The 15,850-nt window shown below is 46.4% G+C and carries 23 protein-coding genes; 2 read left to right on the top strand and 21 right to left on the bottom strand.

Annotated features, from left to right (window positions below; genetic code table 11):
* Positions 1-2: 2 nt before the first annotated feature.
* The 21 genes from rpsE to D9Y29_RS21925 all read right to left on the bottom strand — a co-directional run bounded on the left by rpsE (position 3) and on the right by D9Y29_RS21925 (position 13,362).
* Positions 3-521: a 30S ribosomal protein S5 gene (gene rpsE / locus D9Y29_RS22025; RefSeq protein WP_127132382.1), complete on the bottom strand. Its 519-nt coding sequence runs from the start codon at positions 519-521 to the stop codon at positions 3-5.
* 34 nt (positions 522-555) lie between these two features.
* Positions 556-909, bottom strand: coding sequence for a 50S ribosomal protein L18 (rplR, locus tag D9Y29_RS22020; RefSeq protein WP_127132380.1), 354 nt, complete (start codon positions 907-909; stop codon positions 556-558).
* A 53-nt stretch (positions 910-962) separates the two neighbouring features.
* Positions 963-1,517, bottom strand: coding sequence for a 50S ribosomal protein L6 (rplF, locus tag D9Y29_RS22015; protein WP_127132378.1), 555 nt, complete (start codon positions 1,515-1,517; stop codon positions 963-965).
* A gap of 169 nt (positions 1,518-1,686) precedes the next feature.
* Entirely contained in the window at positions 1,687-2,085 is a 399-nt protein-coding gene (rpsH, locus tag D9Y29_RS22010; protein ID WP_127132376.1) for a 30S ribosomal protein S8, read from the bottom strand.
* Positions 2,086-2,174: 89 nt separating this feature from the next.
* Positions 2,175-2,444 (bottom strand): 30S ribosomal protein S14, encoded by a 270-nt coding sequence (gene rpsN / locus D9Y29_RS22005; protein ID WP_127132374.1) that lies wholly within the window; start codon positions 2,442-2,444, stop codon positions 2,175-2,177.
* 22 nt (positions 2,445-2,466) lie between these two features.
* A complete protein-coding gene (gene rplE / locus D9Y29_RS22000; protein WP_127132372.1) occupies positions 2,467-3,042 on the bottom strand; it encodes a 50S ribosomal protein L5 in 576 nt (191 codons plus the stop codon).
* A gap of 89 nt (positions 3,043-3,131) precedes the next feature.
* Positions 3,132-3,470 (bottom strand): 50S ribosomal protein L24, encoded by a 339-nt coding sequence (rplX, locus tag D9Y29_RS21995; RefSeq protein ID WP_127132369.1) that lies wholly within the window; start codon positions 3,468-3,470, stop codon positions 3,132-3,134.
* Positions 3,471-3,545: 75 nt separating this feature from the next.
* Positions 3,546-3,914, bottom strand: a complete 369-nt coding sequence (rplN, locus tag D9Y29_RS21990; RefSeq protein WP_119051017.1) for a 50S ribosomal protein L14 — start codon at positions 3,912-3,914, stop codon at positions 3,546-3,548.
* A gap of 107 nt (positions 3,915-4,021) precedes the next feature.
* Complete coding sequence (rpsQ, locus tag D9Y29_RS21985; RefSeq protein WP_127132367.1) at positions 4,022-4,279, bottom strand: 30S ribosomal protein S17; 258 nt, start codon at positions 4,277-4,279, stop codon at positions 4,022-4,024.
* Positions 4,280-4,365: 86 nt separating this feature from the next.
* Positions 4,366-4,575, bottom strand: coding sequence for a 50S ribosomal protein L29 (rpmC, locus tag D9Y29_RS21980; protein ID WP_127132365.1), 210 nt, complete (start codon positions 4,573-4,575; stop codon positions 4,366-4,368).
* A 70-nt stretch (positions 4,576-4,645) separates the two neighbouring features.
* Positions 4,646-5,065: a 50S ribosomal protein L16 gene (gene rplP, locus D9Y29_RS21975; protein WP_127132363.1), complete on the bottom strand. Its 420-nt coding sequence runs from the start codon at positions 5,063-5,065 to the stop codon at positions 4,646-4,648.
* An 85-nt stretch (positions 5,066-5,150) separates the two neighbouring features.
* The gene (rpsC, locus tag D9Y29_RS21970) at positions 5,151-5,960 is read right to left on the bottom strand and encodes a 30S ribosomal protein S3 (protein ID WP_127132361.1); all 810 of its coding nucleotides are present in this window, start codon (positions 5,958-5,960) and stop codon (positions 5,151-5,153) included.
* 81 nt (positions 5,961-6,041) lie between these two features.
* The gene (gene rplV, locus D9Y29_RS21965; RefSeq protein ID WP_127132359.1) at positions 6,042-6,386 is read right to left on the bottom strand and encodes a 50S ribosomal protein L22; all 345 of its coding nucleotides are present in this window, start codon (positions 6,384-6,386) and stop codon (positions 6,042-6,044) included.
* A gap of 77 nt (positions 6,387-6,463) precedes the next feature.
* Positions 6,464-6,736: a 30S ribosomal protein S19 gene (rpsS, locus tag D9Y29_RS21960; protein WP_127132357.1), complete on the bottom strand. Its 273-nt coding sequence runs from the start codon at positions 6,734-6,736 to the stop codon at positions 6,464-6,466.
* Positions 6,737-6,762: 26 nt separating this feature from the next.
* Complete coding sequence (rplB, locus tag D9Y29_RS21955) at positions 6,763-7,602, bottom strand: 50S ribosomal protein L2 (RefSeq protein WP_127132355.1); 840 nt, start codon at positions 7,600-7,602, stop codon at positions 6,763-6,765.
* 79 nt (positions 7,603-7,681) lie between these two features.
* Positions 7,682-7,981: a 50S ribosomal protein L23 gene (gene rplW / locus D9Y29_RS21950; protein ID WP_127132353.1), complete on the bottom strand. Its 300-nt coding sequence runs from the start codon at positions 7,979-7,981 to the stop codon at positions 7,682-7,684.
* A 58-nt stretch (positions 7,982-8,039) separates the two neighbouring features.
* Positions 8,040-8,678, bottom strand: a complete 639-nt coding sequence (gene rplD / locus D9Y29_RS21945; RefSeq protein WP_127132351.1) for a 50S ribosomal protein L4 — start codon at positions 8,676-8,678, stop codon at positions 8,040-8,042.
* Between the two features lie 43 nt (positions 8,679-8,721).
* On the bottom strand, positions 8,722-9,339 hold the full coding sequence (rplC, locus tag D9Y29_RS21940) for a 50S ribosomal protein L3 (RefSeq protein ID WP_127132349.1): 618 nt from the start codon (positions 9,337-9,339) through the stop codon (positions 8,722-8,724).
* A gap of 423 nt (positions 9,340-9,762) precedes the next feature.
* On the bottom strand, positions 9,763-10,068 hold the full coding sequence (rpsJ, locus tag D9Y29_RS21935) for a 30S ribosomal protein S10 (protein WP_014220852.1): 306 nt from the start codon (positions 10,066-10,068) through the stop codon (positions 9,763-9,765).
* Between the two features lie 209 nt (positions 10,069-10,277).
* A complete protein-coding gene (locus D9Y29_RS21930) occupies positions 10,278-11,072 on the bottom strand; it encodes a hypothetical protein (protein WP_127132347.1) in 795 nt (264 codons plus the stop codon).
* Between the two features lie 103 nt (positions 11,073-11,175).
* Positions 11,176-13,362, bottom strand: coding sequence for a S9 family peptidase (locus D9Y29_RS21925; RefSeq protein ID WP_127132345.1), 2,187 nt, complete (start codon positions 13,360-13,362; stop codon positions 11,176-11,178).
* Between the two features lie 570 nt (positions 13,363-13,932).
* On the opposite strand from D9Y29_RS21925, the gene pnuC reads away from it, so the two are divergent.
* Together pnuC and D9Y29_RS21915 are read left to right on the top strand one after the other, a co-directional pair.
* On the top strand, positions 13,933-14,574 hold the full coding sequence (gene pnuC, locus D9Y29_RS21920; protein WP_127132343.1) for a nicotinamide riboside transporter PnuC: 642 nt from the start codon (positions 13,933-13,935) through the stop codon (positions 14,572-14,574).
* Between the two features lie 2 nt (positions 14,575-14,576).
* Positions 14,577-15,632, top strand: a complete 1,056-nt coding sequence (locus tag D9Y29_RS21915; RefSeq protein ID WP_127132341.1) for an acyl-CoA dehydrogenase family protein — start codon at positions 14,577-14,579, stop codon at positions 15,630-15,632.
* Positions 15,633-15,850: the final 218 nt, after the last annotated feature.

Here is a 15,850-nt window from a genome sequence, read left to right as displayed (position 1 = left end):
AATTAACCATTAAAAACCTTCTTCAGGTTCAGCCTGCGGGTCTTAGCCACAGTGATCGGCTCACGGAGCATGGCAAGGGCCAGCACAGTGGCTTTAACCACGTTGTGAGGATTGGCAGAACCGAGAGATTTGGCCAGAACGTCGGTGATACCGGCGCTTTCCAGCACAGCACGCATGCTACCTCCGGCGATCACACCAGTACCGTGGGCGGCTGGTTTGATCAGCACTTTCGCAGCGCCGTCTTTAGCCAGCTGGTCGTGAGGAATAGTACCTTTCATTACAGGCACTTTGATCAGGTTTTTCTTGGCATCCTCGATACCCTTGGTGATTGCCTCCTGAACTTCCTTGGCTTTACCCAGACCATGACCTACCACACCATTTTCGTTACCAACCACAACCAGGGCAGAGAAGCTGAATGCGCGACCGCCTTTAGTAGTTTTTACAACACGGTTAATGGCTACTACCTTTTCTTTCAACTCAAGGTCACCGGCTTTAACTCTGTTTAAATTAACTTTTGCCATTATTGCTATTTGAGATATGAAATTTGAATGTTAATTAGAATTGTAAACCACCTTCACGGGCGCCGTCAGCTACGCTTTTTACGCGGCCATGGTAGAGGTTCCCACCGCGGTCGAATACCACTTTGCTGATTCCCAATTCTGTTGCTTTGCGTGCAATTGCCTGACCTACCAGCTTGCTCTTTTCAGATTTTGTACCTTTCTGAGCAGCAATGTCTTTATCTTTTGAAGAAGCAGATGCCAGTGTTTTGCCTTCATTGTCGTCAATCAGTTGAACGTAGATGTCTGCGTTACTTCTGAAAACTGACAGTCTGGGTTTACCAGCAACACCGGAAACCTTTTTACGGATCCTGTAACGGATCTTTTGCTTCTTTTCAGCTTTAATGTTCATGACTTTTATTTTATATCCCCCCGATACTGCCGGGGGGATCTTTTTATTTCAAATTATTTACCAGCAGCTTTACCAGCCTTACGACGGATAACTTCGCCAACATACTTAACACCTTTTCCTTTGTAAGGCTCAGGTTTGCGGAGGCTGCGGAGTTTGGCGGCTACCTGCCCGATCAGTTGTTTGTCGATACCTTCGAGGGTGATCAGAGGGTTCTGACCTTTCTCCTGGGCAGTAGCTACTTTGAGTTCAGAAGGAACTTCAAAGATGATATTGTGAGAGTAACCGAGAGACAGGTCCAGCAGGTTACCCTGGTTGGAGGCTTTATAACCTACACCCACCAGTTCCAGCTTTTTAGTGAAGCCTTCAGTTACACCTTTTACCAGGTTGTTCACCAGTGCGCGGTACAGACCGTGCATAGCGCGGTGACGGATCTGGTCGGTAGGACGTGTGAAATTAACCTCACCATCCTTGATCTCTACAGTAATATCCCTGTCGATGGCTTGTTTCAGTTCGCCTTTAGGGCCTTTCACGGTGAGCACATTATCCTTACCTAAGGTAGCAGTAACACCTGCGGGAAGCGTTACCGGTTGTTTACCTATACGAGACATAGTTGATTTTTTTAATAGTTGTTTAAATCCCGGGATGAAAGTGTTCAGTTCCGTATAGAAAACTTAATTGTCAGTCATCCCTTTTGCCCCCACCGTTTGGTTTGGGGCTGCAAATATAGAGAAATATAGAAAGGGAGCGGCATATTCTGGCACTCCCCCTGAAAATTGTCTAGTAAACGTAGCAGAGAACTTCTCCACCAACGTTGTTCAGCTTAGCCTGCTTGTCTGTCATCACACCGCGGCTGGTGCTCACGATAGCGATACCGAGACCATTCTTCACACGTTTGAATTCAGCAGGGCTAGCGTACTGACGCAGACCAGGGCGGCTGATTCTTTCCAGTGATTTGATAGCTGGTTCTTTGCTGTTGGGATCATACTTCAGGGCGATCTTGATCACACCTTGTTTGTTATCATCCTCAAATTTATATTTCAGGATATAGCCTTGATCGTACAGGATCTCGGTCATACGCTTTTTCAGATTAGAGGCGGGGATCTCCACGATCCTGTGGCCTGCCATCTGCGCATTACGGATTCTGGTCAGAAAATCTGCTATAGGATCAGTTACCATTTGTATTTGAATTAAACTGTTCTAAATTTTGTTAATAGGATCATACCGGCAAGGGATAGTTGCCCCACCCGGCAGATATCTTATTGTAATTACCAGGAAGCTTTTGTAACTCCCGGAATTTTGCCATTTAAAGCCATCTCACGGAAAGTCACCCTGGAAATACCGAAGTAGCGCATGTAGCCTTTAGGACGGCCGGTTAACTGACAACGGTTTTTCAGACGAACTTTAGAAGAGTTCTTTGGGAGCTCATCCAGCTTCTGCCACTCACCGGCAGCTTTCAGTTCAGCACGTTTTTCAGCGTACTGAGCTACCATGCGTTCTCTCTTTCTTTGTCTGGCTTTTACTGACTCTTTTGCCATAATTGAATTATTTCGAATTTAATTACTGATTGTCTTTTCTGATATTCTTGAACGGCATGCCCAGTTCTTTCAGGAGCTCGTAAGCTTCTTCGTTGGTGCCTGCAGTTGTAACGAATGTGATATCCAGACCTGTGATCTTGTTTACCTTGTCGATATCGATCTCAGGGAAGATGATCTGTTCAGTAACACCCAGTGTGTAGTTACCACGGCCGTCGAATGCTTTATCATTCACGCCCTTGAAGTCACGTACACGTGGGAGCGCAGTGGCGATCAGCCTGTCCAGGAATTCATACATCTTCACACCGCGGAGTGTAACTCTTGCGCCGATGGGCATAGCCTTACGGAGTTTGAAGTTGGAGATGTCTTTCTTGGAGAGGGTAGCCACCGCTTTCTGGCCGGTGATATTGGTCAGTTCGTCGATGGCGATATCCACCAGTTTCTTATCGGTAACAGCGCCGTTCACACCGCGGTTCAGGCAGATCTTCTCCAGTTTGGGAACCTGCATAACCGTGCCGTAGCTGAAACGTTTCATGAGGGCAGGTACAACATCTTTTTTGTACTTGTCTGCTAACCTCGGAGTATATTTTGTTGTGCTCATGATCTGTAAAGTTTATCCTTTATGTATCGGCCCTGCCCGGACTTTTGCCATCAGCCCTTGCAGGGGATGAGAGCCGGCGGACAGATTAATTATTTAATGACTTCACCGGATTTTTTGGTAACGCGAACGAGTTTACCGTTTTCGCGTGTACGTTTGATTCGGCTACCCTCACCTTTTTTAGCGTCCCACAGCATCACATTGGAGATGTGGATAGCAGCTTCGCGCTTAACGATACCGCCTTTGGTATTACGCGCAGAAGGCTTGGTGTGTCTGGTAACGATGTTAACGCCTTCAACCAGTACGCGCTCTTTGTCCGGAAAAACTTCCAGCACTTTGCGGGGCTTGGTAGCATCTTTATCGTCGCCGGCAATCACAACCACTGTGTCGCCTTTTTTGATATTAAACTTAGGTTTGAATCTGTTGCTCATTTTCTTATGCTTTATCTCGTATGAGAATATTGTTCATCATGATCGGCATCACACGGGTGATGGCGAAAACTCTGCTTAGAGTACTTCGGGGGCCAGTGAAATGATCTTCATGTAACCCTTGTCGCGCAGCTCACGGGCAACGGGTCCGAAGATACGGGTACCGCGTGGCTCGTCAGAAGCGTTGAGAAGTACAACAGCGTTGTCGTCGAAACGGATATAAGAACCGTCTTTACGGCGGAGTTTATTTTTGGTGCGAACGATAACCGCCTTCACAACAGTACCTTTTTTGATACCGCCTGCAGGGATCGCATCCTTCACCGTTACTACGATCTTATCGCCGATCTTTGCATAGTCCTGTCCGCTGTTACCCAGCACACGAATGCACAATACTTCTTTGGCGCCACTATTATCAGCTACGTTTAATCTGCTTTCTTGCTGAATCATTGTTTTAGCTTTTAGCTTCTAGCTATACGGCATTGCCGCCAACAGCTAATGATAAAATTATTATTGAAGGTGTCAGCTACGCTAATCGCCAATAGCTAACTGCTTTACTACTTCGCTTTCTCCACCACTTCTACCAGTCTCCAGCGCTTAGTTTTGCTCAGGGGGCGGGTTTCCATGATTACCACTACATCCCCTATTGTGCACTCCTGCTTTTCGTCGTGTGCATGGAACTTCGTAGTTTTCTTTACGAACTTACCGTAAATAGGGTGTTTTACTTTTCTTTCTACGGCAACAGTGATAGTCTTTACCATTTTATTGCTGGTAACTACTCCTGTTCTTGTTTTCCGCAAATTTCTTTCAGCCATTTTGATAATTTGAAAGTTTGATTGTTTTGAATTTGAAAACCTCACAGATCCTTCTCTCCGATCACTTTTTCAAATCACACATATTATTAAGCCTGTTGAGACTTCTGGGTCAGCAGGGTCTTCAGGCGTGCAATATCCTTACGGAGACTGCGGATGCTCATGGGATTCTCCAGGGGAGAAATAGCGTGAGCGAATTCCAGCTTTTTCAGACGAAGTTCGTCTTCCTGGATCCTGGCTTTCAGATCTGATGCGCTCAGGTCCTGCAGGCTTTTTACGAATTCTATTTTCTTAGACATGATACTCGGTTTGAGAATTTGAAGATTTGATTTCTGAAGCAGTTGCTATTTGCAACACCCAATAATCAAATTATGCTTGATAGTCTCTGCGAACAATGAACTTGGTCTTGATCGGCAGTTTTTGTGCCGCCAGTTCCAGTGCATCTTTTGCAACCTGGAGACTAACGCCATCAGCTTCGAACAGGATACGACCTGGTTCAACTACAGCAGCCCAGAATTCAGGGTTACCTTTACCTTTACCCATCCTCACTTCAAGCGGTTTGCGGGTAACAGGTTTATCAGGGAAAATACGGATCCACACATTACCCTCACGCTTCATGGCACGTGTCATTGCCTGACGGGCGGCTTCGATCTGACGGTTGGTTAACCAGATAGGTTCGAGGGCCTTCAAAGCGAATGAACCAAAAGCGATGGAAGAACCACGCTTGGCCACTTCCCGGATGCGTCCTTTCTGCGCTTTCCTGTGTTTCGTTCTTTTAGGCTGTAACATTTATAAACAATTTGAAAATTTGTGAATTGGTTATCTGAAGGTCCCTTTTATCAGGGCATCCTTCAAATTTGCCCTTTTGCTAAGATTACGCTTTCCTGTTGTCGCGACGCTGACCACCGCCACCGCGGTTGTCTCTTCCACCACCGCGACGGTCACCACCTCCACGACGATCGTCACGACGATCACCATGATGTGAGCGGCCACCTTCCTGGCGGTTATCGCCTTCACCCTTTCCACTTACGAAGTTGGGGTTCAGGTCTCTCTTACCAAGTACTTCACCTTTACAGATCCATACCTTGATACCGATCTTTCCGTAAACAGTCAGTGCAAATACGTTAGCATAGTCGATGTCCATACGCAGGGTATGCAATGGAGTACGACCTTGTTTGATCTCTTCCGTACGGGCGATTTCCGCGCCACCGAGACGGCCGCTAACTTTGATCTTGATACCTTCAGCACCCATGCGGAGAGCGGAAGCGATCGCCATCTTGATAGCTCTTTTATAGTTGATACGGTTTTCGATCTGACGGGCAATGGTATCGCCAACGATCATGGCATCGAGCTCAGGGCGACGGATCTCGAGGATGTTGATCTGAACATCTTCTTTACCGGTCAGCTTTTTCAGCTCTTCCTTGATACGGTCTACTTCGCCACCGCCTTTACCTATGATGATACCTGGCTTGGAGGTATGGATCGTTACGATCAGCTTGTTGAGTGTGCGCTCGATCACGATCTTGGAAATTCCTCCCTTGTTGATACGGGCATTCAGATAAGTTCTGATCTTGTTATCCTCGATCAACTTGGTAGAAAAATCTTTTTTGTTACCATACCAGTTAGATTCCCAACCACGGATGATTCCTAACCTGGCACCAATAGGATTTGTTTTCTGACCCATTTATTAGAATTTGAAAATTTGATAATTTGTTGACCTGTACTCCACCGCTCTCTCAGCACTGACCTTACAGATCATTTTTTGTTAGTTTTTAGCATCTACAATGATCGTCACGTGATTGCTGCGCTTGCGAAGGCGGTAAGCTCTTCCCTGCGGAGCAGGTAACATCCTTTTCAGGGTGCGGGCGCCATCAACGAAGATTGTTTTTACTACCAGGTTGGCATCTGCTGCACTTTGTCCTTCATTCTTCTGCTCCCAGTTGTTCACAGCACTTTTCAGCAATTTGTATAATGGCGTAGAAGAGTGTTGCGGATGATGCTCCAGCAATGCCAGTGCTTTTTCTGCTGCCATGCCACGGATCTCGTCTGCGAGCAAACGCATTCTGCGAGGAGATGTGGGATAATTTCTAAGTTTAGCTACTGCTTCCATTGTAATTCTTGTTTCTGGTTCCCGGTTACCGGTTTCCTGTTATTCACCAGGTAACCCGCAACCAGTAACTATTTTGATTAAGCTACTTTTTTACTTGAGTGTCCTTTGAAGTTGCGCGTAGGTGCAAACTCTCCCAGTTTATGACCAACCATGAACTCAGTCACGTATACGGGAATGAATTTATTACCATTGTGCACAGCCAGTGTGTGTCCTACAAAATCAGGAGTGATGGTAGAACGACGGCTCCACGTCTTGATCACACCTTTTTTGGATTTACCTTCATTGATCGCCAGAACTTTTTGTTCCAGCCTGGCAGCAACATAAGGACCTTTTTTTATCGAACGAGCCATAGTGCGTTAATTTGAATTTGAGAATTTTACTTTGCTAATTTTTTACCGTTCTTACGCTGGATGATCAGCTTATCGCTTCCCTTTCCACGTGTACGAGTTTTCAGACCCTTAGCATATTTGCCGGTTCTGCTGCGTGGGTGTCCACCGGAAGCGCGGCCCTCACCACCACCCATCGGGTGATCCACAGGGTTCATCGCAACACCACGGTTTCTTGGGCGGATGCCTTTCCAACGGTTACGACCAGCCTTACCCATCATCTCGAGGTTGTGATCGCCATTGCTCACGATACCTACGGTAGCGTAGCAGTTGATCAGCACCTTTCTCAGTTCACCGGAAGGCATTTTCAAAACTGCATATTTCTCTTCCTTGTTGGCCAGTTGTGCAGAAGTACCTGCAGAACGAACCAGTTTACCACCCTGACCAGGTTGCATCTCGATATTGTGGATGTTGGTACCAAGTGGCATGTTCTTCATCTGAAGCGCATTGCCAACTTCAGGAGCAACAGCGTCTCCGCTAACTACGGTTGCGCCTACCTGTAAGCCCTGGGGCGCCAGGATATATCTTTTCTCACCATCTGCATAGTTCAGCAGGGCGATGAATGCTGTGCGGTTTGGATCGTACTCGATAGAAGCAACAGTGGCGGGAACGCCATTCTTGTTTCTCTTGAAGTCGATCTTACGATACATCTTTTTGTTACCTCCACCGATATAGCGCATAGACCTGCGGCCTTGCACGTTACGTCCGCCTGTGTTCTTTGCAGCTTCCAGGAGAGACTTTTCAGGTTCGTTGGTAGTGATCTCAGCATACGCATTCCCAATTCTCCAACGGGTACCTGCGGTGATCGGTTTGTATTTCTTAAGTGCCATTTGTTGTTACTTATAACAGTTTAAAAATCTTTTGTCAATACTTTGCGGCGTTTGACGCGCCATTCCTGATACTATATAATTAGATATTACCGTACAGGTCGATTGCTTCACCTTCAGCTACAGTGATGTAAGCTTTCTTGTAAGCGGGTTTTACACCAGAGATGAAACCAGCTTTAGTGAAGCGGTTCTTTGCTTTTCCCGGAACTACGATGGTGTTCACATCAATCACGTTCACGCCGTAGAAATCCTGGATCGCTTTCTTGATCTCCAGTTTATTGGCCTTACGATTTACACGAAAAGCATAAGTTCTCCTGGCATCAGTGAGCTTATTGCTCTTTTCGGTAACGATCGGTTTTATCAACACTTCTGAGAGTTTCATATAACTCAAATTTGTAATAATTAGACAATTGGTGAAATCCGGGGACTACCGGTTTTCATTAAGCTTCTGCTACTGCTTCTTCTTCGCTGAAGAGTTTGGCAGTGGTTTCAGTCATAACCAGTACGCCCGCGTTCACGAGATCGTAAGTGTTCATGTCTGAGATCAGTGTACCTTCTACCCTTGGCAGGTTGCGCAGGCTCAGGTATACATTATCGTTATACTCAGGCAGGATAACCAGGGCTTTCTTGCCATCGATATTCAGCGCTTTCAGCGCATCAACGAAAGTTTTTGTTTTGGGAGCGTCGAAGCTCAGGTCTTCCACGATCACGATAGCATTCTCTTTTGCTTTGTAAGCAAGTGCGCTTACTTTGGCCAGGTCCTTCACTTTACGGTTCAGTTTGAAATCGTAATCGCGGGGCTTGGGTCCGAAGATAGTACCACCACCTTTGTACAGGGGGTTACGGAGGTTACCTTTACGGGAACCACCAGTTCCTTTCTGACGGTGCAGCTTCTTGCTGGAACCTTTCACTTCCAGACGGGTTTTCACCTTGTGTGTGCCCTGACGCTGAGCAGCCAGGAATTGTTTAACGGCCAGGTAGATCACGTGATCGTTCGGCTCGATTCCGAAGATATCATCGGGGAGCTCAACTGAGCGACCTGTTTTCTGACCTTTTATGCTTAATACATCTAATTGCATCTTACTTGTTTTGTGACCCATCGGGTCTGTTCATCAGTTAATGTTATTTCTGAACAAATACAACGGCTCCAATGTGACCGGGTACTGAACCGCTCACGAGGATATAATTCTTTTCAGGGAAGATCTTCACCACTTTCAGTCCTTTCACTTTCACCCTGTCGCCACCCATACGGCCTGCCATACGCATGCCTTTGAATACGCGTGAAGCGTCAGAAGAGTTACCGATAGAACCCGGAGCGCGCTGGCGGTCGTGCTGACCGTGTGATTGTTCACCAACACCACTGAATCCATGACGTTTAACTACCCCCTGGAAACCTTTACCTTTTGAAGTACCAACCACGTCAACGGTTTCGCCTTCAGTAAAGATGTCTACAGAGATAGTTTCACCTAATGCTTTTTCGAGAGAATAGTCGCGGAATTCTTTAACGACCTTTTTGGCGGGAGTATTTGCCTTAGCGAAGTGATTTTTTTCGGCGGCAATTGTGTGCTTTTCTTTTTTGTCGCCGTAAGCTATTTGCACTGCACTGTACCCATCGGTATCTTTTGTTTTAACCTGGGTAACCACGCAGGGACCAGCTTCAATGATGGTGCAAGAAGTTTGCTTACCATCGGGACTGAAGATGCTGGTCATCCCGACCTTTTTTCCAATAATTCCTTTCATCGTTTTTAATTTATGCCTTCGAAAGGTTGAAGAGACAGTTGATGACGGATGACCATCAGGACTTCAATCCCCGTTTGCTACCGACCTTTTCCGTTATTCACCGAAGCTGCCTGATCCGGAGATCTGCCGTTTGCTTCGTTCATCCCTTTCCGGGATGCCCGCTGTTGCCTTTCTGTTAGGAAGCCTCTCTGAGGCATATGGCTCGGCGGGTGATGGAAGTACCGATAGTAAACTAACCTCGAAGGGCTAGTTCATATTTAAATGTTTTCACTCGAACAGTTCCCGGAGGAACCGCAATTTTTTTATTTACCCAGCGCTGCTTTATCAGCCGTTTCACCGGCCAGGTTTGCAGAATAGGTTGGAAAGAGCTATGAAAAAAACCTTGTCAGGGTCCTGGGAACCAGACAAGGTCTCTTAAAAATTTTACGCTTTGATCTCAACTTCTACGCCGGAGGGCAGATCGAGTTTGCTGAGCGCATCTACTGTACGGCTGCTGGAAGTATAAATGTCCAGGAGGCGTTTGTGCGTGCAGAGCTGGAATTGCTCACGGCTCTTCTTATTCACGTGTGGTGAACGCAGAACTGTAAAGATCTTTTTCCTTGTAGGTAAAGGAATAGGGCCTGTTACTACAGCGCCGGTGCTACGCACAGTCTTCACGATCTTCTCTGCTGATTTGTCAACCAGGTTGTGATCGTATGATTGCAATTTGATTCTGATTCGTTGAGACATATTCCAAAACCCATTTTTCGATGGGGATGCAAAGGTAAGGGCTAGTTTCTTTATTAACAAAAGAATTGACAAAAACTTTTGCTCCCATCCATTAAAAAAGAGCGGCAAAGTTAGTCATTTTAACCAACTTTGCCGCGATTATCTTCCTATTTCATTGGAATTCAGGAAGTAAATAAGAGTCTCCTGAAGCAGGTTGTTCGTCTTTTTTTCTAATTATTTTTATCTTTTTCGTCTGCAGCATTCCATGCCGACATCCCGGCAACAATCAAAACGCTCCCAACAATCACGCCTGCCACTACACTGGTTACATTGGTAAGCTTCTCCAGATAAGGACGGTCAGCTCCTGCTTTGATATTCCCTGTTCTGGTAATACCCGCAACATAAAAGGCGTGCTGAAGTATTACCGGCTCTCCGCCATCCTCAGGCTCAAGCGTCAGATATGTTCTGAACCGCAATAAAGACTCATCCTCGTTAAAACTCAGTTCTCGTACCCGGACTTTACTATTATCTTCCAATACCACTGTTTTCTTTGTATAGTCTTCAAGAGGGATTTTATACCAACCACCAGTTACTTTAAGCAACTCCCTCGTCACAAAGGAACGGGGTGGAATTTGCTGCTTTTCCACAGGCAGGCTCGTTACTGCAGTAAAATTGGTGCCGCCAGTAGCTATCTCACTATTTAGTTTAAGTGTTTCAGACCTCGCGGCCCCAGCGGTAACAGCCGCATCAGGAACCAGGCTTACAGCTTCATCGTTAATTACAACAGATGATTTTTTCCAATTGACAGTTAATGCTTTGTCATGCTTATTTATAATTTTCATTCCAAGTATGATTCCCTCTCCTTTTAAGTCATAGATTGTGACCACACTATCATTTTCAGCGACGAATTGTCCACCCGCATTTTTTTGAATACCGGCACTTGAACTGCTTATAGTAAGATATTGAAAACGAGTGCAACTAGCCATTAGTAACATGAGCGCAAAAGTGGATATTAATCCATTCATGATCAGGAATTTAGGTTGGTTAATTAAACCCTCAAATTAGCACTCGTTCCAAACTCGTTCTGTTAAGAGTTTACCAATTGATAAATCTTTAAACAGATGGCTGTTACCGGGCGCCGGGCGGACAATACTGCTTCAGGAAATTAGTATACATCGTTGCCAGGTGCAGGAATGTGCCCTCTCCTTCCGCCAGGCTATGTGTGCGGTTGGGGTAGCTCATCAACTGGAATTGTTTATTGTGTTTCACCAGTTCATTGATCAGCATTTCGGCATTATTGTAATGCACATTGTCGTCGGCAGTGCCGTGGATGTACAGCAGATGTCCTTTCAGGTTCTTTGCATAAGTGAGAGGCGAACCAGCCAGGTAATCCGCTTTGTTCTCTTCAGGCAGGCCCATATATCTTTCTTCGTAGATATTGTCGTACGTATGCAGATTGGAAATAGCCGCAACTGAGATCCCCGTTTTATAAATATCAGGATACTGGAACATCAGGTTGAGCGTGGCAGAACCGCCGCCGCTCCAACCCCATACGGCAACTCGGCTGGTATCGATGAAATTCCATTTCAACACTTCGCGGGCTGCCGCGGCCTGGTCGCTGATGTTCAGTTGTCCGATCTTGCGATAGAGTGATTTTCTCCAGGCGCGACCTTTCGGAACAGGTGTGCCGCGGTTATCGATAGAGATATAGATGTAGCCGTCTTTGGTCATGTCGCCGGCATAAAGGAAATTGCGGCCTACCCCCCACTGGTCTTTCACGTTCTGTCCCCACGGTTCTGTATATACGTAAAATACTACAGGGTATTTTTTGCTGGCATCGAAGTTCTGCGGCTTCACCATCCAGCCATCCATTTCCACGCCTTCGGCAGTTTTCACTTTGAAGAATTCAAGTTTGGATTTGCTTTTATCGGCTTTAGCCACATTGCTTTCGATCTTCGAAGCGCCATCCACAGGTTTATGGTCCTGCAGGGTGATCATTTCGGAAGTACCGGGTGTGTAGTAATTGGAGAATCCGTGTACGGCATACCTGGCATTGGGACTCACATCATAAGAGTGCATTCCCTGCTGGTTAGCGGGCGATAATCTTTCAGCAGTGCCTTTACCATCGATTGTAATCCGGTAAAGATATTTCTGCGTGCCGTTATCGGGAGAAGCCATGAAATAAACATAGCCTCCTTTTTCATCGATGCACACAATATCCATCACGTCGTAATTGCCTACTGTGATAAGGGTTTCCTTTCCGTTGCGACCAACCCTGTAGAGATGGCGCCAGCCGTCTTTTTCAGAAGGCCAGATGAATTCCTTTCCATTGTTGATCCAATCCCATCCACCCCAGATATAGTCCTCGTCCCAGAGCTGGATCACATCAATCCAGGCGGCATCTTTCTCATTATAGATGCTTTTTGAAACGCCGGTCTTTGTATCGCAGAGCAGGATATTGCTTTCATTTTGCCTGCGGTTCATGTGCTGCATGATCAGCTCATGGTTGCCGGCCCATTCAAGACGGGTCACATAGCTTTGCAATAATTTATCGTTAGGCACTTTCATCCAATTGGTCTTGGCGGAAGCAATATCCACCACACCGATCTTGAACGGAGAAGGCGCATCTCCTGCTATGGGATATTCAACGGGCACAGCCACGGGATAGATAGAATCGGTATTGTTGATCATCAGGTAATCCTTCGTGTTCTTGGCATCGATCTGCCAGAAAGCAATCTGACGGCTGTCCGGGCTCCATCTGAAGCCATCGCGGCAGAAGAACTCTTCTTCATACACCCAGTCGAAAGTTCCGTTGATCAGTTTGCGGCTGCCATCTGTAGTAAGCTTTTTGATGGCGCCGGTAGAAAGGTCTTCCACATAAATATTGAACTCGCTTACATAGGCCACTTTCTTTCCGTCCGGTGAGAATTTCGCGAACATGAGGCTGGATGCCGGGCGACCTTTGCCCAACTGTTTGAGACTGCCGGCTTTCTTGTCGTATACCCAATAGTTGCCTTTGGTATTCAGTCGCCACACTTTACGGGTATCGGTAAAGAGCAGGATCTTCTGATCATCTTCCGAGAAACTGAAGCTGGAAACATCCAGCACATTTTTTTGACTGGCCGGTGTCAGTTGGGCCTTGCTCATCACTACTACGGAAGGGCTCTGAGGCGCTATCTGAACGATCCCCTGCTTTTGGTCCAGCTCATAGTAACTGTTCCCGTCCTTTGCCCATTGCAGTTCCTGGGCCATGATAGCATTTACACTCAAAACGCCAATAGTTAGAACTATCAGTCTTTTAAAGGTTCTTTTCATATGCATTACCGGCAAAATTTTAGGGCTGGAAATTAAGATAAAAACACTGAAAACAGGTTATTCAAAGGAGGAACGGTAGTATGATAGTAGTGAGATAGTAGTGAAACAGTGCTTAAAACAGGCCTGATAGTACTGAGATAGTACTGAGATAGTACTATGACAGTACTGAGAGCCCGGCAAAAAATAGGCCTCCTGCCGATGCAGGAGGCCCGATACTTTGGAGGTTTAGTTCCAGGTATTAGCTACTAACTTCGAGCTTGTTTGGTGCGTTTCCGGTCGCACCAAAGGCGTAGTTAAGGGTACAAAGGAAATCAAATATGAAATGCGGCATCACTGCCTGTTTGCAGGTGTGGCGTTTGAATGGATAACTGTGCAGAAAACTATCATATCTGCAAAACAGAAATGCAGTTTTACACACAAAACCTTTCGATCCCTTTATTTCCTAATTTCGTGTCCGATTCAAGAGGGGTGCCTTTCAGGCTGAGAATATACCCTTTGAAGAAAGCTGCCCAACTGTTTTCTTCATCCACCTGATCCGGATAATGCCGGCGTAGGGAAAAAAAACAAATTATGAACATACAAGAATGGATCCGTCTGCTCTGGCAGCAGATCGGAGAAACGCCGCTGTTGCAATGGATTGCCGTATCGCTGGGCATTGCCGAGGTATTACTGGCCCGCGCCAATAAGATCTGGCTCTACCCTGCCGGTATCGGAGCTACCACACTTTCCGTTTTTATCCTTTTCGAAGCAGGACTTTATGCGGAATGCCTGCTCAACGGCTATTATATAGTGATGAGCATTTACGGCTGGTGGTATTGGGTGAAAAAGAAAGATAAACCCGCGGTGAAAGTGAGTTTCAGCAATTCGCAGGACTGGCTTGCCGTACTGCTGATCGTAGGGATCGGTTTTGCCGGACTGTATCTCTGCCTGCGATACTTCACGCCCAGTACTGTACCTGTTGCCGATGCTTTTGTGAGCGCCACCGCCTGGGCAGGCATGTGGTTACTCGCCCGCAGAAAAGTGGAAAACTGGATACTGCTCAATATCTCCAATGCCGTGGCGGTCCCCCTGCTCTTCCATAAACAATTACCCCTGTATGCCGGGCTTACGATATTTTTGTTCATCATTGCCGTACAGGGATATTTCAAATGGCGGAAAACAGCCAGACAAAACAAGGAAGAAGATAATTTCCTGATGCCATCAATCGAGTGAGTATGAATATTCCATTTTCTGACCTGATTGCAACGGAAGCAGCGGAAATGATCCGCAGTACGGCGGCAGCAGCCGAACAGTCCAATCAACTGCATCCTGCACAGCTGGAACTGGTCCTTCGCAACAACTGGTTCAATCTTTTTGTACCGAAAACAAATGGCGGACTTGAATTATCCTTTCCGGAAGCTTTGCAACTGGAGGAAGCCCTGGCCTGGGTGGATGGCAGTTTCGGCTGGACCGTAACGTTATGCAGTGGCGCCAATTTCTTCATAGGCTTCCTGGAGCCTGGCATAGCCGCAGAATTATTCAATAATCCAAAAGTCTGTTTCGCTGGTAGCGGCGCAGCAACAGGAACTGCTGAGCTGAAAGCCGATGGCTACCATATTGCCGGCAAGTGGAAATATGCAACCGGTGCTCCACATGCAACTGTTTTCACCTGCGTATGTAATCTGAAAGAGAACGGGGCGATATTGAAAGATGGGAACGGAATAGCTGCCACAGCTGCTTTCTGGTTATTTCCTTCTGAAGTGAAACTGCAGCACGACTGGAATATGATGGGCATGCGCGCCACGGCCAGTCTGAGTTTCGAAGCAGGCCCCATCGTTGTTCCTTCCAACCGCAGGTTTGAAATAGATCCTGCATACGCAGTGTTGCCTCAGGCAGTATATCGTTTTCCATTTTTACAATTCGCAGAAGCCACACTATGCGTAAATTTTTCAGGCATGGCCATGCGATTCCTGGAATTGTATTTCCTTCATACAGCGGAACCAGACAAAGCCGCTATCAAACTGCAACAGGAATTAATGGAGGCCAGGGATATTTTTTATGAGAAGATAAACAACAGTTGGACGAAACTTCTTCAGCAATCCCATATTCCGGACGGCTTACTAACGGATATCAGCAGGTGTAGCAGGGATTTATATGCAGTTTGTGGCAAGCTGATGCAGACTTTGTATCCTGCCATGGGGATGCAAGCAGCGGACAGCAGCACCGAAGCGAACAGGATCTGGCGGAATTTTCATACAGCCAGTCAGCATAAATTATTGCGGGATGCCTGAAGCAAAACAACCCCATCCATCATTCAAACACTAATCAGGCAAATCTATTGTATACAACTGATTGACAGCCGATTAGCAATATCAACTACCTGGCATAATTAACTAACAAAGTAATAATCAACGCATTAAAAGTGTCGAATGGTGCATTAGTTGCCTGGTAATGGTGCATTAGTTGCTGCCGAATGGTACCGGGAGGCATGAAAGAGGTACTGGAGGGT

Source organism: Pseudoflavitalea rhizosphaerae (genome assembly GCF_003991355.1).
Classification (GTDB): Bacteria; Bacteroidota; Bacteroidia; order Chitinophagales; family Chitinophagaceae; genus Pseudobacter; species Pseudobacter rhizosphaerae.
The sequence above is the reverse complement of the archived record's forward strand: the minus strand, read 5'-3'. Positions and strand labels throughout refer to the sequence as shown.